16 protein-coding genes and 1 pseudogene are annotated in these 19,394 nt (G+C 70.4%); 7 read left to right on the forward strand and 10 right to left on the reverse strand.

What is annotated here, in order from left to right; genetic code table 11:
* Nucleotides 1–27: 27 nt before the first annotated feature.
* From AB0H88_RS42540 to AB0H88_RS42560, 5 genes are all read right to left on the reverse strand, one after another.
* Nucleotides 28–1,743, reverse strand: a complete 1,716-nt coding sequence (locus AB0H88_RS42540; RefSeq protein ID WP_357654340.1) for a glycerol-3-phosphate dehydrogenase/oxidase — start codon at nucleotides 1,741–1,743, stop codon at nucleotides 28–30.
* 141 nt (nucleotides 1,744–1,884) lie between these two features.
* Nucleotides 1,885–2,892, reverse strand: a complete 1,008-nt coding sequence (locus AB0H88_RS42545) for a D-ribose ABC transporter substrate-binding protein (protein WP_357654342.1) — start codon at nucleotides 2,890–2,892, stop codon at nucleotides 1,885–1,887.
* Between the two features lie 63 nt (nucleotides 2,893–2,955).
* A complete protein-coding gene (locus AB0H88_RS42550; protein ID WP_357654344.1) occupies nucleotides 2,956–4,062 on the reverse strand; it encodes an ABC transporter permease in 1,107 nt (368 codons plus the stop codon).
* Nucleotides 4,055–5,626: a sugar ABC transporter ATP-binding protein gene (locus AB0H88_RS42555; RefSeq protein ID WP_357654346.1), complete on the reverse strand. Its 1,572-nt coding sequence runs from the start codon at nucleotides 5,624–5,626 to the stop codon at nucleotides 4,055–4,057. The genes AB0H88_RS42550 and AB0H88_RS42555 overlap by 8 nt, the downstream gene beginning before the upstream one ends.
* Nucleotides 5,626–6,282, reverse strand: a complete 657-nt coding sequence (locus AB0H88_RS42560) for a DUF2291 family protein (RefSeq protein WP_357654348.1) — start codon at nucleotides 6,280–6,282, stop codon at nucleotides 5,626–5,628. Before AB0H88_RS42560 ends, AB0H88_RS42555 begins: the two co-directional genes overlap by 1 nt.
* 275 nt (nucleotides 6,283–6,557) lie before the next feature.
* On the opposite strand from AB0H88_RS42560, the gene AB0H88_RS42565 reads away from it, so the two are divergent.
* The 4 genes from AB0H88_RS42565 to AB0H88_RS42580 are packed head-to-tail and all read left to right on the forward strand — an operon-like array spanning nucleotide 6,558 to nucleotide 11,503.
* Entirely contained in the window at nucleotides 6,558–8,285 is a 1,728-nt protein-coding gene (locus AB0H88_RS42565) for a glycerol-3-phosphate dehydrogenase/oxidase (RefSeq protein WP_357654350.1), read from the forward strand.
* The gene (locus AB0H88_RS42570) at nucleotides 8,286–9,797 is read left to right on the forward strand and encodes an FGGY-family carbohydrate kinase (protein WP_357654352.1); all 1,512 of its coding nucleotides are present in this window, start codon (nucleotides 8,286–8,288) and stop codon (nucleotides 9,795–9,797) included.
* The gene (locus AB0H88_RS42575) at nucleotides 9,794–10,660 is read left to right on the forward strand and encodes a triose-phosphate isomerase (protein ID WP_357654354.1); all 867 of its coding nucleotides are present in this window, start codon (nucleotides 9,794–9,796) and stop codon (nucleotides 10,658–10,660) included. Before AB0H88_RS42570 ends, AB0H88_RS42575 begins: the two co-directional genes overlap by 4 nt.
* Before the next feature lie 36 nt (nucleotides 10,661–10,696).
* Nucleotides 10,697–11,503 (forward strand): DeoR/GlpR family DNA-binding transcription regulator, encoded by an 807-nt coding sequence (locus AB0H88_RS42580; RefSeq protein ID WP_357654356.1) that lies wholly within the window; start codon nucleotides 10,697–10,699, stop codon nucleotides 11,501–11,503.
* Between the two features lie 36 nt (nucleotides 11,504–11,539).
* Here AB0H88_RS42580 and AB0H88_RS42585 read toward each other — a convergent pair whose 3' ends face one another.
* Together AB0H88_RS42585 and AB0H88_RS42590 are read right to left on the reverse strand one after the other, a co-directional pair.
* Nucleotides 11,540–13,141 carry a polyketide antibiotic transporter gene (locus AB0H88_RS42585; RefSeq protein ID WP_357654357.1) on the reverse strand — a complete coding sequence of 534 codons (1,602 nt, stop codon included), beginning with the start codon at nucleotides 13,139–13,141 and terminating at the stop codon, nucleotides 11,540–11,542.
* Nucleotides 13,138–14,061, reverse strand: a complete 924-nt coding sequence (locus tag AB0H88_RS42590; RefSeq protein WP_357654411.1) for an ABC transporter ATP-binding protein — start codon at nucleotides 14,059–14,061, stop codon at nucleotides 13,138–13,140. The genes AB0H88_RS42585 and AB0H88_RS42590 overlap by 4 nt, the downstream gene beginning before the upstream one ends.
* Nucleotides 14,062–14,298: 237 nt before the next feature.
* Between AB0H88_RS42590 and AB0H88_RS42595 the strand changes: the two genes are divergently transcribed.
* Together AB0H88_RS42595 and AB0H88_RS42600 are read left to right on the forward strand one after the other, a co-directional pair.
* Nucleotides 14,299–14,733, forward strand: a complete 435-nt coding sequence (locus AB0H88_RS42595; RefSeq protein ID WP_357654359.1) for a hypothetical protein — start codon at nucleotides 14,299–14,301, stop codon at nucleotides 14,731–14,733.
* Nucleotides 14,651–16,764, forward strand: a pseudogene (locus AB0H88_RS42600) (S8 family serine peptidase). Before AB0H88_RS42595 ends, AB0H88_RS42600 begins: the two are co-directional and overlap by 83 nt.
* A gap of 111 nt (nucleotides 16,765–16,875) precedes the next feature.
* On the opposite strand, the gene AB0H88_RS42605 reads toward AB0H88_RS42600, so the two are convergent.
* Genes AB0H88_RS42605 through AB0H88_RS42615 form a run of 3 tightly spaced genes read right to left on the reverse strand, consistent with a single transcriptional unit; the run spans nucleotide 16,876 to nucleotide 18,776 of the window.
* Entirely contained in the window at nucleotides 16,876–17,619 is a 744-nt protein-coding gene (locus tag AB0H88_RS42605; protein ID WP_357654361.1) for a DUF427 domain-containing protein, read from the reverse strand.
* Between the two features lie 56 nt (nucleotides 17,620–17,675).
* Complete coding sequence (locus AB0H88_RS42610; RefSeq protein ID WP_357654362.1) at nucleotides 17,676–18,260, reverse strand: hypothetical protein; 585 nt, start codon at nucleotides 18,258–18,260, stop codon at nucleotides 17,676–17,678.
* Nucleotides 18,261–18,308: 48 nt separating this feature from the next.
* The gene (locus AB0H88_RS42615) at nucleotides 18,309–18,776 is read right to left on the reverse strand and encodes an adenylyltransferase/cytidyltransferase family protein (RefSeq protein ID WP_357654364.1); all 468 of its coding nucleotides are present in this window, start codon (nucleotides 18,774–18,776) and stop codon (nucleotides 18,309–18,311) included.
* Nucleotides 18,777–18,935: 159 nt separating this feature from the next.
* Here AB0H88_RS42615 and AB0H88_RS42620 point away from each other — a divergent pair, with 159 nt between their 5' ends.
* On the forward strand, nucleotides 18,936–19,388 hold the full coding sequence (locus AB0H88_RS42620) for an ATP-binding protein (RefSeq protein WP_357654365.1): 453 nt from the start codon (nucleotides 18,936–18,938) through the stop codon (nucleotides 19,386–19,388).
* The last annotated feature ends 6 nt before the right edge of the window (nucleotides 19,389–19,394 follow it).

Consider the following 19,394-nt stretch of genomic DNA (forward strand, 5'->3'; position numbering starts at 1 on the left):
GGACGAGGGGGACACTTTCAAGATTCGTCATAGTCTCTCGCCGTCCGCCACGCGTAGCCGCGGGTCCCTGACGATCTCCCGGGCCGCCACGGCCGACTCGTCGTCGGGCAGTCTCTGGGAGGCCAGTTCCGCCTCGATCCGGGCGAGGTAGAAGTCGAGCTCACCGCTCACCCGCTCGGCGTCCCATCCGAGCGCCGCGCCAACCACCGGGGCGACCGCGCGCGCGGCGGCGGCACCCCGGTCGCGCGTCTCGATCGAGATGTGGGTACGCCGGGTCAGGACGTCGTCGAGGTGGAGCGCGCCCTCGTGCGTAACGGCGTACACCGCCTCGGCGAGCAGGTAGTCCGGCGCGCCGTCGATGGGCCGTCCGAGTTCCGGCCGTTCGACGATCATGTCGAGCAGGTCCTCGGTGAGCGAGCCGTAGCGGCCGAGGAGGTGATCGATCCTGGCCTCGGTGAGACCGGCGGACGCGGCGAGGCGGGCCCCGCGCGCCCTGGTCTCGGCGTAGCCGACGGCGCCGATCAGCGGGACGCTCCGGGTACGCGACGGAGGCACCTCGCGGCCGAGCCCCTTCACCGCCTCGTCGATCGCGTCCTTGGCCATGACCCGGTAAGTGGTGTACTTGCCGCCCGCGATCGTGGTGAACCCGGGGACGGACGTCTCCACCGCGTGCTCCCGGCTGAGCCCGCTCGTCGTACCGGCCTCGCCGCGGATGAGCGGGCGGAGCCCGGCGAAGACCCCGTCGACGTCGTCGCGGGTCAGCTCGCTCTCCAGCGCGGCGTTCACATTGCGCAGCAGGTAGTCGATGTCCTTCGAGGTCGCCGCCGGATGGTCGAGCCCGGCCGTCCACGGCGTGTCCGTGGTGCCGATCAACCAGTGGCGGCCCCAGCTCCGTACGAACAGGACGCTGTCCTCGGCTCGGACGAAGAGCGAGACGTCGCTGCGGATCCGCTCTCGCGGCACCATGATGTGGACGCCCTTGGACGCCTTCACGCTGAAGCCGGGCCGACCGCCCGCGAGCCTCGTCAGCCCGTCCGTCCAGACGCCGGCGGCGTTGACCACGTGCTTGGCGCGGATGGTGAAGGTCTCCCCGGTCTCCAGATCCTGCGCCTGCGCGCCGCGGACGGCGCCGTCGGACACGCTCAGTCCGACGATCTTGACGGCGGAGGCCACCTCCGCGCCGTGGGCCGCCGCAGTGCGTACGAGTTCCAGGGTGTGGCGTGAGTCGTCGATCTGGGTGTCGTAGAAGGTGATCGCGCCGATCAGCCCGCTCTGCTTGATGCCGGGCGCGAGCCGCCGCACCGCGCGCAGGGACAGGTGCCGGTGGCGGGGAACCGCGCCGGCGCCCCCGATGGTGTCGTAGAGCAGCAGGCCGGCGCCCATGTAGGCGCGTTCCCAGAGCCGCCGGCGGAGCGGGTAGAGGAAGCGGATGGGCTTGACGAGGTGCGGCGCGAGATCCTTCAGGAGCAGCCGGCGCTCGCGCAGCGACTCACGGACGAGGCCGAAGTCGAACCGCTCGAGATAACGCAGGCCCCCGTGAATGAGCTTGCCCGATCGGCTCGACGTGCCGGCCGCGTAGTCGCGCATCTCGACCAGGGCGACGGCCAGCCCGCGAGTGGCCGCGTCCAGGGCGGCCCCGGCTCCGGTGACGCCGCCGCCGATGACGAGGACGTCATACTCCGTGCGCGACAGTCGCACCAACGCTTCCGCGCGCCGCGCCGGGCTGAGCTGGCCGTTCGGCATGCGCTATCAGATCCTTTCTGGCAGATGGTAGGGATGTCGGGTTCCGGCCTCGGCGCCGGAATCCTCACAACCGCGGGGAGTGCGTGCCGGCCGCCGCGAGCGACGGCGGCGCGGCGGGTGGCGCCCCGGGAGGCCGGCCGGTCACTTGTCCATGACGAACGGCGCCTTGTACTTGTCGACGTTGTCCTTGGTGATGAGCACGCAGTCGATGCTCTGCTTCTCGTCGGCGACACCGGTCTTGCCGCTCTTGAGGTACTCGACGGCCTGGGCGACGGCGTTCGTCGTGCCCTCGACGATGGGCTGGAGCACCGTGGCCACCATGGTCCCGGCGCGCACCGCCGCCACCGCGTCGGCGTTCCCGTCGAAGCCGAGCACCTTGACCTTGTCGATCTTCTTGGCGTCGGTGAGGGCCTCGATCGCGCCGAGGGCCATCTCGTCGTTGCCGGCGATGACGCCGGTGATGTCCGGGTGGGCCGCCAGGAGGCCCTCCATCTTGTCCTTGCCCTGGGCACGGTCCCAGTTCGCCGTCTCCTGGCCGACCTTCTTGAGGTCGGGGTAGGCAGAGATGACGGAGGCGTACCCGTCGGAGCGCACCTTGGCGTTGTTGTCGGTCGGGTTGCCGAACAGTTCGACGTACTTGCCCTTGCCGTCCATCGCCTTCGCCCAGGCCTCGGCGCCGATCGTGGCGCCCTGGGCGTTGTTGGAGATGATCTGCGACTTGGCGATCTTCTGCTGGGAGATCTCGGCGTTCACGAGGAGCACCGGGATGCCGGCGTCGGTCGCCTTCTGGACGGCGGCCACGGACTCGTCGGCACCGGCCGGGTCGAGGATGATGGCCTTGACCTTGTTGCTGATGGCGGTGTCGATCAACTGGTTCTGCTTGTCGGGATCGGACCCGTGGGCGTTGACCGTGGCCTTGTAGCCGGCCTTCTCGATCTCGGTCTTGGCGGTGTTCGCCTCCGCCTGCCAGTAGGAGTTGGCGAGGTCCACCGTGATGACGGCGATGGTGCCGCCCTGGGAGCCGCCGGCCGAGGCGGGAGCGGTGCTGGAGGCGGCGCCCGAGGCGGTGCCGGAGCCTGAGGAGCCGCAGGCGGCGAGGCCGAGTGCCATCACACCCGTCGCTGCGATGGCGGCGATCTTTCGGAACATGTGGAGCCTTTCGCGAACACTGGTAGTGCAGACGGCGCACGGCGCCGCCCGAGGTACGTCGGGTCACACCTGGGCGGCCACGTGCTCCGACGGCTTGGGGGGTGACAGCGCGGCCTTCGCGGACCGGCGCTTCTGGAGGGTCTGCTGGAGCTGGTCCAGGGCGACCGCGATGATGATCACGGCGCCCTTGATGATCTGCTGCCAGAACTGGGAGACGCCGACGAGGACGAGGCCGTCCACGAGGAAGCCGATGACGAAGGCGCCGATGAGGGTGCCGCGGATCGTGCCGCGGCCGCCCGAGAGCGCGGCACCGCCGATCACCACGGCGGCGATGGCGTTGAGCTCGAAGAACTCGCCGGCCGCCGGGGTGGCCGAGGACAGATCCGCGGTCAGGAGCAGGCCGACGGCCGCCGCGCACAGCCCGGACAGGACGTAGATGCGGGTCTTGACCTTCTTGACCGGGACCCCGGACAACTCGGCCGCGCGCTCGTTCCCGCCGGTGGCGTAGAGCCATCGGCCGAACGGGCTCTTGCTGAGCACCACCGCGAACACCGCGGCGAACAGGATCATCGCCCAGACCGGCATGGGCAACCCGAGGGGCGCGCTCTTGAGGAAGGTGAGGAAGCCGGTGTTGCCCAGCCCCTCCTGCCCGCCGAGCTTGGAGAAGGGGGTGCCGTTCGTGATCAGCAGTGCTATGCCGCGGGCGACGTACAGCATGCCGAGCGTGGCGATGAACGGCGCGACCTTGAGTCTGGTCACCACCACCCCGTTCACCCATCCGGCGAGGGTGCCGACGCCGAGCGAGACGACGATCACGACCCAGACGGCGGGGTAGACGAAGAGGTCAAGGCTTTTGAGCTCGAGCCCTTCGATCAGCATGCCGGCGATGACGCCGGACAGGCCGACGATCGAGCCGACCGACAGGTCGATGCCACCGTTGAGGATCACCAGGAGCATCCCGATCGCCAGGATCGCGTTCATCGCGACGTGGCGGGTCATGATGATGAGGTTGTCGGCGCTGAGGAAGTTGGGCGACAGCAGCGAGAAGACGACCACGATGAGGAGCAGCGCGAGCAGCGCGCGCCCCTCGATCATCAGAGCCCTGGTGTTGATCTTGCGGAGGGCGCGTGGCGCCGCCGTGTTCACGGCGGTCTGGCTCAACTCACTCACTGGCGGTTCCCATCGGCTGGATGCCGACCTCGGATTCTCCGGAGGCGGCCATGATCTCTTCACGTGAGGCCCTGCGCGGGTCGAACTCCCGGACGACGCGGCCCTTGGACATCACGACGATGCGATGCGAGGCGGTGATCGCCTCACCGATCTCACTGGTCACGTACAGGACCGCGAGGCCCTTGCGTGCCTCGCGGAAGAGCAGCGAGAAGATCTCGCCCTTGGCGCCGACGTCGATGCCGCGGGTCGGCTCGTCGAGCAGCAGCACCTTCGGGTCCGTGAGCAGCATCTTGCCGATCACCACTTTCTGCTGGTTCCCGCCGCTCAGCGAGGTGATCGCCGCGCCGGGACCGGCGGTCTTCACCCGGACCTCGGAGATCCCGTCCCGGATCCGGCCGCTCTCGCGTCCGCGAGAGATGAAGCGGGAGAGCACGAAGGACCGCGTCATCTCCAGCAGGCTCGACAGGGACAGGTTCTGGCCGACGGACATCGACTGGACCAGCCCGTCACGCTGCCGGTCCTCGGGGACCAGGCCGATGCCGAGCTCGATCCGCTCCTGGATCGAGGTGCCGGACAGGTCCCTGCCGCCGAGCTCCACCCGGCCGGAGGCGATCCCCCCACGGCCGGCCAGCGCCTCGACCAGCTCGGTCCGGCCGGCGCCCATGAGCCCGTACAGGCAGACGATCTCGCCGTGCCTGACCTCCAGCGAGACGTCGTTGACGGCGAGGCGGCCCTCCCCGGAGGCGTCGACGACTTTGAGGTTCCTGATGCTCAGCGCGACGTCACCGGTGTCCCGTTCGGCGTCGCGGAAGTCGTACTCGGCGGCCCGGCCGACCATCTTGGCGACGACCCAGGGCAGGTCGATGTCGGCCGCGTTCGCGGTGGCGACCAACTCGCCGTCGCGGAACACGACCGCCCGGTCGGAGATCTCGATCGCCTCCTCCAGGTGGTGGGAGATGTAGACGATCGCCACGCCGTTGCCGGTGAGGTCCTTGATGACCTTGAACAGGACCTCGGCCTCCGGTGCGCTGAGCGCCGAGGTGGGCTCGTCCATGATCAGAATGCGGGCGTCCAGCGCGAGGGCGCGGGCGATCTCGACGATCTGCTGCTGCCCGATGCGGAGGTCGGCGACGAGGGTGTTGGGGTCGATGTCCTCCTCGAGCCGCTCCATGAGCCGCTGCACGACCTTGCGCTCGCCGCGGTAGTCCACCGTGCCGAACATGCTCGTGCGCTCGCGGCCGATGAAGATGTTGTCGCGTACGCTCATGTTCGGGCAGAGGTTGAGCTCCTGGTGGATGATCGAGATGCCCTGCTCGACCGCCTGGTTGGGCGAGCGCAGCTCGATCCGCTGCCCGTCGAGTTCGAGGTGTCCGGAGGTCGGCGATTCGACGCCGGCGATGATCTTCATGAGCGTCGACTTGCCGGCCCCGTTCTCGCCGAACAGGACGGTGACCTTGCCCCGGTGGACCTCGAAGTTGACCCCCTTGAGGGCCTGCGTCGCACCGTAGCGCTTGGTGATGTCGACCGCCCGCAGGACGACGTCGGACGCGCCTTCCTGGAACATCAGCCCGCCACCTCGACCTTGACCGGTGTGACGAGGAAGCTGCCCTCCGGGCCGGTGTTGGTGACATAGACGGCGACCACCGACGCGTTCTTGCCGCGCACCGCGGAGGCGTCGACCTTGCCGGCGACCTCCGCGAGCATCTTGGCCTTCAGCTCGTTGGCCACCTGCTGGTAGTCGGTCTGGTTCTGGAAGTCCTTGAACTTGAGGGTGCCGGGGACATCGCGCAGGGCGGTGCCGTTGGCGGCCTGGCCCACCGCGACGCGGACCACGCTGCCCTTGGGCAGTCCCGCCACATCGACGGTGAGGAGACCCGCGTCGGTCTCGGTGACCTTGCCGGTGAAGCGCACCGGGATCGCGTACTTGTCGGTGCCCGCGACGTTGCCGTATTTCTTGCCGGCGGCCGCGGGGTCGGCGGCGACCGCGGTGGCCACCTCCTTGAGATCCACGGCCTTCGCCTCGACGGCGCTCACGATCTTGGGGTACTGGGCGGCGGCGAAGTCCTTGGCGTTGAACGCCGCGGGGTTGATCGCGCTGACCTCTTTACCGGACAGGAACCTGGTGTCCATGCCCATGGCGACCAGGAGGGCCGCCAGCACGACGGGCCAGACGAGGCGCGCGAGCATGCGGGGCGGGCGGGCGGCGGCGACGGTGCTCATCGGACTCGGGGGCTCCTTCCAGGAACGCGCAGGTAACAGGCGATCCGGGGGGTTGATGCGCGGAGTGCTTGTCACGCGTTCATGGGAACGTAACAGAACAAATTGAGATCTATCAAGGATTTTCTGTTATGTGCTCAAGTAGATCTCTGCAGGCTGTGACACAGATCACACATGTCTGGCTTTATCACGCAGGCAGCGATAGTGTCCTCGCAATTCCATGTTAGAAATAACGCAGTCGATCTCATTAGTAGATGAGAAGATCACCCAGGAATGTGATGAGCCGCTCCCGATACCGCTTCCTCCAGCGCCTTCAGCACGATTTCGACCTGCTCGTCATCGGAGGTGGCGTGAACGGACTGGGCATCGCCTGGGACGCCGCCGACCGAGGCCTGTCGGTGCTGGTGATCGACAAGGGAGACTGGGGCAGCGGCACGTCGTCGTGGTCGTCTCGCATGATCCACGGCGGGCTCAAATATCTGGACAAACTCGAGGTGGGACTCGTTCGCGAGTCGCTGCGGGACCGCGAATGGCTGCTGCGCCACGCGCCGCACCTCGTCGCGCCACTCCGGTTCGCGCTCCCCTTCTACCGGAACAACGCCCACCACCGCTTCGCGTTGCGCGCGGGAATGGTGCTGTACGACGTCCTGTCCTTCGACAAGTCGCTGCCGACCCACCGGACCTACGGGCGGCGGAAGACCGCGGCCCTGCTGCCCGGCCTCTCGCTGGACGGACTCCAGGGCTCGGCGTTCTACTACGACGCGCAGGTGGAGTACGCCGAGCGGCTCTCCGTCGAGATCATGCTCGCCGCGCGCGCGGCCGGGGCCACCACCCTCAACTACGCCGAGTCCACCGGGCTGCGTGTCGAGCACGGCCGCGTGGTCGGCGCCCGCGTTCGCGACGTGCTCACCGGCACGGTCCACGAGGTCTCGGCGCGTTTCACCGTCAACGTGGCGGGGCCGTGGGCCGACTCCGTGCTCTCCGGCTCGCTGTTCACGCCCGACCCATCCACACCCGAGCTGTCGACGCCTGAGCTGTCCACGCCAAAGCTGTCCACGCCAAAGCTGTCCACGCCAAAGCTACCCGCGCCCGAGCGGCTGATCGGCGGCACCAAGGGCACGCATCTCGTCGTGGACCCGTTTCCCGGTTCGCCCGATTGCGCGATGTACTACGAGGCGCTCAGCGACGGCCGTCCCCTCATGGTGATCCCCTGGCTCGGCAGGTACCTCATCGGCAGCACGGACGAGCGGTTCGAGGGCGACCCCGGCACGGCCGGAGCCGACCAGGGGGAGATCGACTACATCCTCGCCGAGACCAACCGCCTCTTCCCCGCCGCGAACCTGAGCGAGGACAGCATCCTGTACACCTACACAGGTGTCCGGCCCCTGCCGTTCGCGCCGAGCGGCGATCCCAGAGACATCACGCGCAAGCACATCCTGCACGACCACCGCCCGGAGCTCGACGGGCTGATCTCGGTCGTCGGCGGCAAGCTGACCACCTTCCGTACACTCGCCGAGCATGTCGTCGACGCGGTGAGCACACGCCTGAACAGGAAGATGGCATCGCGGACCCGCGGGCTCAACCTGCCCGGCAGGCCGCCCGGGGGGCCCGAGGAGTTCGGGCGCGCGTTCGAGCGGGAGAGTGAGCTTCCGGCCGCCGAGGCGCGCCGGCTGGCGCGCCTCTACGGCGCCCGTGCCCCCCGGGTCGCCGCCCTGATCACCTCCCGCGAGACCCTCTCCCAGACTGTCGCCCCCTCGATCGGCCTGCGGGCCGGCGAGGTCGTCTTCACGATCAGGGAAGAGGAGGCCGTCAGCCTCGCCGACGTGCTCGCCCGCCGTACCATGATCGGTCTGGAGCCCGATCTCGGGCTGGGAGCCGTGGACGCGGTCGCCGCCGTCTGCGCCATCGAGCTCGACTGGGACGAGGCGGAGACCGCCCGGCAGAAGGCCGCCTACCTGGCCTACCTCCGGCGCTTCCGCGAGCTCGAACCGAGGTCCGCGGTCTAGATGGGACGCTGCCTCCTCGGGATCGACGCCGGATCCACCGTCACCAAGGCCGTGCTCTTCGACGAGCGCGGCCGTGAGATCGGCCAGGCCGCACAGCGGGTGCCGCACAGCTACCCCCTCCCCCACCACGTCGAGCGCGACCAGGACGAGCTGTGGGAGGTGACCTGCTCGGTCATCCGGGAGGTCGTCGCCACGGCCGGCGTCCCAGCCGCGGAGGTCGCCGGCGTCGCGGTCACCTCCCACGGGGACGGGATCTACCTGGTCGACGAGCGGGGCAGGCCGACCCGGCCGGGCATCCTCTCCCTCGACACCCGCGCGGCCGGGCTGGTCGCGGGCTGGGAGCGCAGCGGTCACAGCGACGCGGTCCTCCCGCTCAGCGGGCAGAAGCCCTGGCCGGGCTCACCGGTCTCGGTGCTCTCCTGGCTGCTGCGCCACGAACCGGACGTCCTGGCCCGGACGGCCTACGCGCTGCCGGGCAAGGACGTCATCAAACACCGGCTCACCGGCGTCTTCTCCACCGACCCGACGGAGTCGAGCCTGTCGTTCACCAACGTGTACTCCCAGGAGTACGACCGCGAGACACTGCGCGTCTTCGGCGTCGAGGAGCTGTTCCGCCTGCTGCCGGAGGTGATCCGGTCCCATGAGGTCGCGGGTGAGGTCACCGGCGCGGCGGCGGAGCGCTGCGGTCTCGTCCCGGGCACCCCGGTCGCGTCGGGCGCGCATGACGTCGACTGCGGAGCCATCGGCATGGGTACGGTGCTCCCCGGCCAGCTCGCGATGATCGCCGGAACCTTCAGCATCAACGAGGTCATCTCCGACGCGGCGCAGGTGGACGAGCGGTGGAACGCCCGCTCCTTCGTGGTGCCCGGCCAGTGGATGAACATGTCGCTCTCCCCGTCGAGCGCGGCCAACCTCGAGTGGTTCGCCACCCGGCTCGCCGCCGGCGACCTGCGGGCGGGGCGTGCCGCCGGCCGGCCGTTCGGCTTCGTGGAGGAGGATCTCCGCTCGGTCGAGTCGAGCCCCAGCGACCTGGTTTACCTGCCCTTCCTCTATGGCTCCCCCTACCCGGTGGACGCGAGCGCGGCCTTCGTCGGGCTGCGCGGGTGGCACGAGCGCGGCCACCTGCTCCGCGCGGTGATGGAAGGGGTGGTCTTCAACCACCGCCACCACGTCGACGCGCTGCGGGAGGGGTTCGACGTCACCGACATCCGGCTCACCGGCGGAGCCGCCAACAGCGCGCGGTGGGTGCGGATGTTCGCCGACACCCTGGCCGCGCCGGTGGGCGTGAGCACCGTACGGGAGGCGGGCGCGCTCGGGTCGGCCATGCTCGCCGGCATCGCGGCGGGCGTCTACGCCGACCTGCCGGAGGCCGCCGCGGCGGTCGGCACGGAGCCCGTGATCGTCGAGCCCGAGCCTGGCGGCGTGGCGCGGCAGGAGGCGAACTACCGGCGCCACCAGCGCGTGGTGGAGAAGATGACGGCCGTCTGGGCCGAGCTCGAGGAGAACCGATGACGCGGAACGGCACCGGTCAGCAGCCGGACAAGACCTGGCTCGGCACCGGTGGGCAGCCGGACGATCGACAGCCGGGCAGGACGTGGATCGGCACCAGCTGGAAGATGAACAAGACGCTGGCCGAGGCACGCGCGTTCGTCGACGGGCTCGTCGCCGCCCGGAGCGCGCTCGACGGCGTCCGGGCCTTCGTCATCCCGGCGCATACCGCGCTCGCCGCCGTACGCGAGCGCCTGCCCGCCGACGTCCCCGTCCTCATCGGGGCCCAGAACGCGCACTGGGAGCCCGCCGGGGCCTACACCGGTGAGGTGTCGATGGGGATGGTCGCCGACGCGGGCGCGACGCTCGTCGAGATCGGTCACTCCGAACGCAGGGAGTACTTCGGCGAGACCGACGACACCGTCGCGCTCAAGGTCGAGGCCGCCATCGCGGCGGGTCTCACCCCGCTGCTGTGCGTCGGCGAACCGGCCGAGGTGCGCGCCGCAGGAGGAGAGATCGACTGGGTCGCCGGGCAGGTGGGCCGCGCGTTGTCCAGGCTCGCCGCGCACGACCTGCACCGGGTCGTCATCGCCTATGAACCCGTCTGGGCGATCGGCGACCTCGGCCGCGAGGCACTGCCGTACGAGATCGCCCCCGTCATGGGGATGCTGGCCGCCCGTTTCGGCCCGGATGGGGAGTCGCCTGGCAGGGTCGCGGCCGTGCTCTATGGGGGAAGCGTCAACCGGCTCAACGCGGCGGCGTTGCTCGGCGTACCCGGAACCGACGGCCTGTTCATCGGCCGGGCCGCGTGGGACGTCGCGGAATTCCTCGAGTTGGCGCGCATCGGCGCCCGGGCCGGTCACGCGGGAGGGCCGGATGCGAGATAGTCGGAGGCGGCACATCAGGATCCGGCTGGAGGCGTGATGAAGGAGCCGCCCACGGAGGGCCGCCTGGATCGGCAGCGCGCGCGTCAGCGCGCCATCGCCGCCGACGTGATGGCGGATGGCTCGGTCCGCATCGAGGCGCTCGTGGAGAAGCACGGGATCAGCCTGATGACCGCCCACCGCGACCTCGACGCGCTCGTCGCCCGGGGGATCGTCCGCAAGACCCGGGGCGTGGTCACCGCTCTGCCATCCAGCCTCGTCGAGGCCAGCGACCTGTTCCGCCGCGGTCGGCAGCAGGCCGAGAAGGCGGCGCTCGCCCGAGCCGCCTGCGCGTGGATCGAGCCGGGCCACGCCGTCATCCTCGACGACTCCACCACGACCCTCAACCTCGTTCCGTTGCTCACCGACAAAGCCCCCCTGACGGTGATCACGAACTTCCTGCCCATCATCGAGGACCTTTCCGGCGAACCTGACCTCACCCTCATCGCGCTCGGCGGCCGGTTCCACCCCTGGGCCAATTCGTTCATGGGGCACATGACCGTCGCGGCGATCCGCGAGGTGCGCGCCGACATCGTCATCATGTCCACCTCGGCCATCACCGACGACATCTGCTTCCATCAGACCGAGGAGACGGTTCACACCAAACGCGCCATGTTCGAGTCGGCGGCCACCCGCCTGCTGATCGTCGACCACACGAAGTTCGACCGCCGGGCCCTGCACGCCCTCGCTCCGCTGACCGACTTCGACCAGGTCATCGTGGACTGGCGGACGCCGGCGGAGCACGTGGAGCGACTGCGGAACAAGGGCATAGGCGTCACCGTGGCGCCCGCGGTGCGGGGGCGCTGACAGAGCGGGGGCCACGAGGACAGGGCGATGGGGGCTTCAGCCGAAATCGCGGCGGCGGAGGGCGAGTAGGCCGCCACCGAGCAGCAGCGCCGACAGCGCGACCATGGTGAGGGCGGGTGCCGGGTCGAAGGGGGCACCGGCGACGGTGTTGGGGATGTAGTGGAAGGGCTCGAAGGGAGTTCCGCCCCAGAGTCCGTACAGGGGGCCGGCCGCCCGTCCCAGCACCGCCACCGCGACCCAGGTGATCCAGCCGATCGCTACAGAGGCCCTCGGGACCACGCCGTAGGCGAGCATGCAGACCGCCCCGACCAGCCAGGCGGCGGGGATGGTGCCCAGGGTGCCGGCGAGGATGCGGACGATGTCCGATGCGGGATCGCCGACGAGGAACGCGTAGAACGTGCCGAAGACGGCTCCGGCGACGGCGAGCAGGGCCGCCGTACCAAGGCCGGTCACCACCAGTTGCCCGGCGGCCCAGCGCAGCCGGGTCATCGGGGTGGCCTGTACGACCTCCGCGCGCCCGGCGCTCTCGTCGGCGCGCAACCGATGGACCATGAGGACCGGGTAGAGCGCGATGACGTGGGCGAAGATCAGGATGATGGCCCACAGCGCGAAGTCGACCGCCCCGCCTCCCGTACTGCCGCCGAAAGCCTTCAGCAGGTTGTCGACCGTGACGCCGGGTGCCTCGGTGAACTGGTACGCCAGGGTGCTGACGCCGCCGGCCGCCGCCGCGAAGCAGGCGATTCCGGCGGCCCAGGTGATCAGCAGGCCGCGGTGGAGCCGCCACGACAGGCTGATCGGGCCGCGCAGGCCGGGGGCGGTCACGGGCCCGCGACGCTCATGGATCAGCCCGGCGCCCAGGTCGCGGCGGCCGGCCAGGTGGTAGGCGATGGCCGTCAGCGCCGCGGTCACCGCTGCCGGAATCGCCAGCAGCCACCAACGATCACTCCAGTACGGCTCCACCAGATGGCTCCAGCCGATCGGGGAGATGTACTTCATCCAGTACTGTCCGGAGGCGTCGCCGGCGTAGCGCAGGATGTAGGCGAGGCCGAGCACGGACAGGCCGATGACTCTGGCCGTACGGGCGCTCTGCGCGAGCTGGGCGGCCACGGCGGCGATGGCGCCGAACACCCACCCGGCCATGGTGATGGCCGCGCCGTAGTCGATCGACCCGGCCGGATCGAGTCCGATCCCGATCAGCGCGATCGTGGTCGCCGCGCCACCGGCGAAGCTGACCCCGCCCGCCACCAGCAGGGCCGCGGTCAGGGGAGCCTGGCGGCCGAGCACACCCGCGCGCAGCAGCTCCATCCGGCCGGACTCCTCGTCGGCGCGGGTGTACCGGACGACGGCCATCAGGGCGGCCATCCCGTTCAGCACGTAGAGGAACCCGCCGCTGCGCCAGGCCTGCATATAGCCCAGGTCAGGCACGACGAAGCCGCCGCCGAGCGCTCGGAAGAAGCTGTTGCGGTTGATCATCGTGGTGTAGGTCGCCATCACCTCGGGGGTGGGCATGTTCCGGTTGATGTAGGAGACCAGCGCCAGGGCCAAGGCGACGAGCAGGATGATCCACCACGGCGCGATGCTCCGTTCGCGGCGCAGCGCCAGCCGTGCCGACCGAGCCGTCCCGGTGAGCGCGTTCATCGGCTCGCCTCCGCGCGCGTCGCGCCGGCCCTGTCGTAGTACTGCAGGAACACCTGCTCGAGCGTGGGCGGTTGGCTGAGGAGGCTATGGACGCCGAGCGAGGCGAGGCACCGCAGCGCCGGGGCGAGCGCGTCGGCCTCGACGTCGAAGCGCACCAGCCCGTTCTCCATCCGCACGTCGTGCACTCCCGGCAGCTCGCCGAGCCCGCCGAGCCGGTCGGGAGAGGCGGAGAGCTCGGCCTGGACGGAGGTGCGGGTCAGGTGGCGCAGGTCGGGCAGAGTGCCGGTGTCGATCGTCCGGCCGTCGCGGATGATGGTGACCCGGTCACACAGCTCCTCGACCTCGGTGAGGATGTGGCTGGACAGCAGCACGGTACGGTCGCCGCGCTGCCGCGTCTCGCGAACGACGTCGCGGAAGACCGCCTCCATCAACGGGTCCAGGCCCGCGGTGGGCTCATCGAGGATGAGCAGCTCGGCGTCGGAGGCGAGGGCGGCGATCAGCGCCACCTTCTGCCGGTTGCCCTTGGAGTAGGCGCGGGCCTTGACCCCGGGATCCAGGTCGAAGCGTTCGATCAGCTCCTGACGTCGGGCACGGTCGGCGCCGCCACGCGACTGCAGGAGAAGGTCGATGACCTCCCCGCCGGACAGGCCAGGCCAGAGCGTGACGTCTCCCGGCACGTAGGCCAGCCGGGAATGCAGTCTGGTCGCGTCGTCCCACGGGTCGCCGCCGAACAACCGGGCGGTGCCCGCGTCGGCGCGCAGTAAGCCCAGCAGGATCCGGATCGTGGTGCTCTTCCCGGCACCGTTCGGTCCGAGGAAACCGTGCACCTCGCCGGTGTTCACGGTCAGGTCGAGCCCGTCCAGCGCCCTGGTGCGGCCGAACGTCTTGACCAGACCGCTCACTGAGATGGGAGCCGTCATCATGAGCCTTTCTCGTGGGCGCCGACCCTTTGTTCGCGGCGCCGTGCACCGGATCCGAGCGTCAGCGGCCCGATCAGGCCTGTTTCCGACGCCTATCCGTACGTATATCTGGCTACGCAATGAGAAAGCGTACTACACGCACGTGTAGTCGCCCACAGAGCCTCCTGTCAGGCTCGGTAACAAATGCCGATCACCGGCCACTACCTGGTGATATCTCCTCAATGATCGGAGAACTGGGTGCGGAGAACGACAAGGTGGGCCGACATCGCCGTACTCGCCGCGGCCATGATCGTCCAGCCACAGGCGGACGCGGAGGCCGGCGACCGGGCGGTGACCGGCAGCCAGGTGGCGACCGGCGACCGGGTGGCGACCGGCGTGCGGACGGTCACGCTGGTCACCGGCGACAAGGTGACGGTGACCAGCCCGACGAGCGCGATCGTCGAGCCGGGCGCGGGCAGGGAGAAGGCCACCTTCCTCACCGACGAAGCGCGGGGGCGGCTTCGCGTCTTACCCGTCGACGCCGCGCCGCTGGTCCGCGCCGGACGGCTGGACCCCCGGCTGTTCGACGTGACCGGGCTGCTGGAGCAAGGTGGCGGTCCTCGACACCGGGATCGACGCGACCCATCCCGACCTCGCCGGACGAGTCGCGGCGCGGGCCGACTTCACCGATGACCCGGACGAACGCGACGTGATCGGGCACGGCACCCACGTGGCCTCCACCATCGCGGGCAGCGGCGCCGCCTCGGGCGGCAGGTACCGTGGCGTCGCGCCCGATGTGACGCTGCTGGACGGCAAGGTGTGCGAGTCGCAGTGGTGCACGGACTCCGCCATCCTGGCGGGCATGCAGTGGGTGGCCGAGCAGGGCGCGAGAGTCGTCAACATGAGCCTCGGGCACCCGGACACCCCTGGAACCGACCCGATGGAGGAGGCCGTTCAGACGCTCAGCGAGCGCTACGGCGTCCTGTTCGTCGTGGCGGCCGGCAACTACGGGGCCGATCGCACACTCACCTCACCCGCCACCGCCGACGCCGCGCTCGCGGTCGGGGCCGTCAGCAAGTCCGGCGAGCAGGCCGATTTCGCCAGCCGCGGGCCGGTGATGACGGCCTCAAGCCGGACATCACCGCCCCCGGCGTGGACATCACCGCGGCCCGCGGCAAGGACAGCCCCGGCGACGGTTCCTACATGGCCATGTCCGGCACCTCCATGGCCGCCCCGCACGTCACAGGTGTCGCGGCGCTGCTGGCCGGGGCGCATCCCGGCTGGAAGGGCGACACGCTCAAGGTGGCCCTCATGGGCACCGCCCGGCCGCTGCCGGGGATCGGGGTCTTCGCGCAGGGCGCCGGGCTCGTCGACGCCGCCCGCGGCACGAGCCAGGCCGTCACCGCCGAACCGCCCGGTCTCGGCTTCGGACGGCAGGCGTGGCCGCACGACGACGACCAGCCGGTCAGCAAGAAGGTCGTCTACCGCAACCACCGGCAGCAGCCGGTGACCCTGCGCCTGGAGGTGCGCGGCGACAAGTCCTTCAGCGTCACGCCCACCGCGCTGACCGTCCCCGCGGACGGCCAGGCCGAGGCCACCGTCACCTCCGACACCCGCGCCGGCGGGCCCGACGGCTTCCTCGGCGGGCACGTCGTCGCCACCGGCGCCGGCGACCTGACCCTCAGCACGCCGGTCGGGGTCGACAAGGAGATCGAGAGCTACGACCTCACCATCAGGCACACCGACAGGAACGGCCGGCCGGCCACCCAGAGCTACACGACGCTGTACCGGCTGGACGCCCACCAGACGCCGATCGACCTGGAGGAGCCCGAGGGGCCGGCCACTCTGCGGCTGCCCAAAGGCAGATGGCAGATCAGGACCACGATCCTTAGGTCGAGTACGTCAACACCGACGACGGCATCCGCTGGCAGCGCTACCTGTTCGAGTACGCCCCCGACGGCCGGGTCAACCGCTTCGAGTCGCCCCTCGCCGTCTACCGGTCCGGGCGGACGTACGCGGAGGACTGGAACCGCGGCGTCTTCGCGCCCGCCCTGCCCTGGGCCGGCGCGCAGGGATCGGAGGGCGTCAGCCGCACCGGCGACGCCATCTCGACCGACCTGCTCATGTACGGCGATGCCAGGGGGTCGCTCGGCTACTCCTCCCGGGCGACGCAGCGCACGGCCCTCTACCGTGGCGGCGCCCTCGTGGGCGAGCGGCCGGAGATCGAGACGAGCTTCACCGTGCCCGCACGGGAGGCCGCCTACCGCCTCGTCGCCGAGAGCGAGCGCGGTGCGCCCGCGACGCTGTCCACGCGCGTGTCCGGTGTGGACGTTCCGGTCCGGCCACGTCACGGGCGACACGCCCGCGCGGCTGCCCGTCTCGGTCGTGCGCTTCAGTCCCGCCCTCGACGCCGAGAACTCCGCCCCGTCCGGGCGGCGCTTCACCGTGCCGGTGACCGTTCAGCCGCTGGCGGGCAGCACCGCCCGCCCCGTCAAGAAGCTGTCGGTGGAGGTCTCCTACGACGACGGCGCCACCTGGGCCAGGGCCGAGATCCACGGTTCGGCGGCCGCCCCGCGGGACCCGGCCGGCATCAACGGGCCGGCGATCGTCCTGCGGCACCCGGCTGGAGACGGTTTCGTGTCCCTGCGCGCCCGAGCGGTGGACAAAGCGGGCAACACGGTGGAGCAGACGGTCATCCGGGCCTACCGAATCCGGCCGTCATAACCCAGCAGCCCTACCGCACACCCGTTGGAGCGGCCGACCGGGCCTGCCGAGGCCGCTCCAGCGGGGAGAGCGGGCCTGCCGAGGCCACTCCAGTGGGTCGACCGGGGCACGTCAGCCGAACTTGGTCTTCGGTCGCTCCTGGAGCTCGCCGTCGAGGTAGATGTCGAGCTTCTCGTTGTAGAACGCGATCAGCCCCGCGACCCGCTGGCTCTCCGGCAGCGGCGTCCGGTACGACCAGGCGAGGTCCTTGCCGCCGTTGACCGTCCAGTACTCCGCCGTCCCCTTGTACGGGCAGTTGGTGGCGGTGTCGGTGTGTTCGAGCAGGTCGAGCCGTACATCCGTCTTGGGCAGGTAGTAACGGGCCGGCAGGCCCGTCTCGAACAGGATGCGGGGGCTGTGCGAGTCGGCCACCGTGACGCCGTCGACCTCGACGCGTACGTGCCGCGAACTCGGCAGGATGTCGACCCTGGTGTAGGGGTCGCGCGGGTGGAAGAAGACCTCCTCGTCCTCCTCGAACCAGGCTTCCATGGCGTCCCACTCGAAGCGGATGTGCCCGCAAATGTCCGCCAGCGGCGACTCCGGGTAGGCCAGCCCCGCCTCCGGGGCCTGCGCGCCTCCCGAGGTGACGGTGTAGACGACGCCGTCTCCCCTGCTGGGCGAGTGTTTCGTGGTGCCCGTCGGCTTGAGCGCCGACTCCTCGACGTCCGAGAGCGGGAAGTAGTACGTCGGGTAGTAGGGCACCTCCCACACCAGGAGGGCCTGGGTGGTGTCGGCCACCGCCCGGCCGCCGAGGTAGGTCCTGACACGCTTGGCGGAGCGCTCGACACGCACCCGGCCGCGGTTCGTGGCTTCCATGCACGCGGCAACCCCTATGAAGCCACCACTATTCCCCCGTGTCAGATGCCGAACTGTCAGATGCCGAACGCCGCCAGAGTCGCCCACGTCGACGCCACGCCCACCAGTGCCCCGGCCGCCACCTGCGCCCACGTGTGGTGCGTCAGCCGTACCCGGGCCCAGCACACCAGCGCCACCACGGCCGCCCCGGCCAGCCCGGTCGGCACGGCGGGCAGGACATGGGCGAGCACCACCACGGTGCCCGCGCAGACGGCGGCGTGGAAGGAGATCTTCCAGCGCATCGTGACCGGCACGGTGACGGCCAGGGCGACGAGCATCGCGGTCACCGTGGCGACCAGCAGCGTCGGCGCGCCCAGCGCCACGAGCAGCACCAGGGCGACCAGTACGGCGGCGACGGCGGCCAGCAGTGGTCCGGTGCGGCGGGTCCGGTCGACGATGTGGTGGGAGTCCAGCCGCCCCGAGCGGACCCCCAGCGCGATCACCGCGGCGGGCACGCCGCCGCACAGCGCCGAGGCCGCCAGGCCCCACGCGGCGCCGCTCCAGCCGTGCGCGATCAGCCCCACGGCCGGGGGCATGGTGATCACCAGCACTTGCGGGGCCAGCAGGTCCGTCACCCGCTTCGCTACCAGATCGACCGTCATGCCAGCAAAGACTACGCGATCTTGAAAGGGCCGGCCTTCAAAGAGGGGTCAGCCCTTGCCCGCCGCGTTGACGATCCTGGTGGTCGAGCGATTGGGGATGGCCTCCAGCTCCCAGCATTCGGCGCCCAGCAGCGCGGCCGCGGCGCATCGGCCGCCCGCGTGCGGGTCGCCCGCGGTGTGCGCCAGCGCGCCGGGTTGCATGGGGGCGAGCAGGTCGATGTAGTCCTCCGGGCCGTGTGCCGCCGAGGGCCCGGTCACGATGAACACCCCGCTCACGAAGCGGAGCGCGGCCAGCACCTCGGCGCGCTCGGCGGCCGGGTTGAACGGGCGCGTCGGCCCCTTCCACGCGCGCACGCGCGGGTCGTCCTCCACGCCGACGACCAGCGGCAGCCCGCGCTCGGCGACGGCACCCAGATAACGCACGTGCCCGACGTGCAGGATGTCGAAGACTCCGGTCACGAACGCCGCCCCCGGGTGAGCGTACGGCTGCACCCAGACGGCCTCCAGGCTGCTCACGCAGGCACCCCTCCTAGTCGACTCGTCGATCGCAGCGTACTCGGTCCGCCCGCACGGTCGCGCAGGCGACCATGGGAAAGGGCATTCCTACCTTTTCGCGATAATCTCCCGCACCCCTCTGGCGCGTCTCATGACGTCGCCGTAATCGGGGAGGTCGCCGTGGCACTGCCGGACTTTCACCAAGTGGAAGAAGAGGGCGAGGAGCCGCTCGTCGTACGGTTCCCGGGAATTCCGTCCCAGGTGGCGCGGGCCAGGGGGCTGGTGACGGCGGCGCTCGGGCGCGATCACCCGCTGTACGACGACTGCGTGCTGCTCACCAGCGAGCTGGCCACGAACGCGATCCTGCACTCCCGCTCGGGCGACGGCGGCTCGTTCACCGTGTCGGTGCGCGCCGCGGAGTCTCTGGTGCGGGTGCTCGTGAAGGACGGGGGTTCGAGCGGGCCCCCGTGCGCGTGCCGTACCGGAACGCAGGCGACGAGCGGGCGCGGCCTGCCGCTGATCGAGACGCTCAGCCACCGATGGGGGTTCGTCCGCGAGAACGGCGCGACGTCCGTGTGGTTCGAGTTGCGGCTGGTGATGATCCCCGCGCAGCGGTCGGCGGAGGCCGTCTGACCTGTG

The organism is Nonomuraea sp. NPDC050680, from assembly GCF_040654555.1.
GTDB lineage: Bacteria > Actinomycetota > Actinomycetes > Streptosporangiales > Streptosporangiaceae > Nonomuraea.

Coding starts and splice junctions, on each gene's coding strand:
- AB0H88_RS42540 (WP_357654340.1), bottom strand. CDS start 1,743: ATGCCGAACGGCCAGCTCAGCCCGGCGCGGCGCGCGGAAGCGTTGGTG.
- AB0H88_RS42545 (WP_357654342.1), bottom strand. CDS start 2,892: ATGTTCCGAAAGATCGCCGCCATCGCAGCGACGGGTGTGATGGCACTC.
- AB0H88_RS42555 (WP_357654346.1), bottom strand. CDS start 5,626: ATGTTCCAGGAAGGCGCGTCCGACGTCGTCCTGCGGGCGGTCGACATC.
- AB0H88_RS42560 (WP_357654348.1), bottom strand. CDS start 6,282: ATGAGCACCGTCGCCGCCGCCCGCCCGCCCCGCATGCTCGCGCGCCTC.
- AB0H88_RS42565 (WP_357654350.1), top strand. CDS start 6,558: ATGAGCCGCTCCCGATACCGCTTCCTCCAGCGCCTTCAGCACGATTTC.
- AB0H88_RS42570 (WP_357654352.1), top strand. CDS start 8,286: ATGGGACGCTGCCTCCTCGGGATCGACGCCGGATCCACCGTCACCAAG.
- AB0H88_RS42575 (WP_357654354.1), top strand. CDS start 9,794: ATGACGCGGAACGGCACCGGTCAGCAGCCGGACAAGACCTGGCTCGGC.
- AB0H88_RS42580 (WP_357654356.1), top strand. CDS start 10,697: ATGAAGGAGCCGCCCACGGAGGGCCGCCTGGATCGGCAGCGCGCGCGT.
- AB0H88_RS42585 (WP_357654357.1), bottom strand. CDS start 13,141: ATGAACGCGCTCACCGGGACGGCTCGGTCGGCACGGCTGGCGCTGCGC.
- AB0H88_RS42590 (WP_357654411.1), bottom strand. CDS start 14,061: ATGACGGCTCCCATCTCAGTGAGCGGTCTGGTCAAGACGTTCGGCCGC.
- AB0H88_RS42605 (WP_357654361.1), bottom strand. CDS start 17,619: ATGGAAGCCACGAACCGCGGCCGGGTGCGTGTCGAGCGCTCCGCCAAG.
- AB0H88_RS42610 (WP_357654362.1), bottom strand. CDS start 18,260: ATGACGGTCGATCTGGTAGCGAAGCGGGTGACGGACCTGCTGGCCCCG.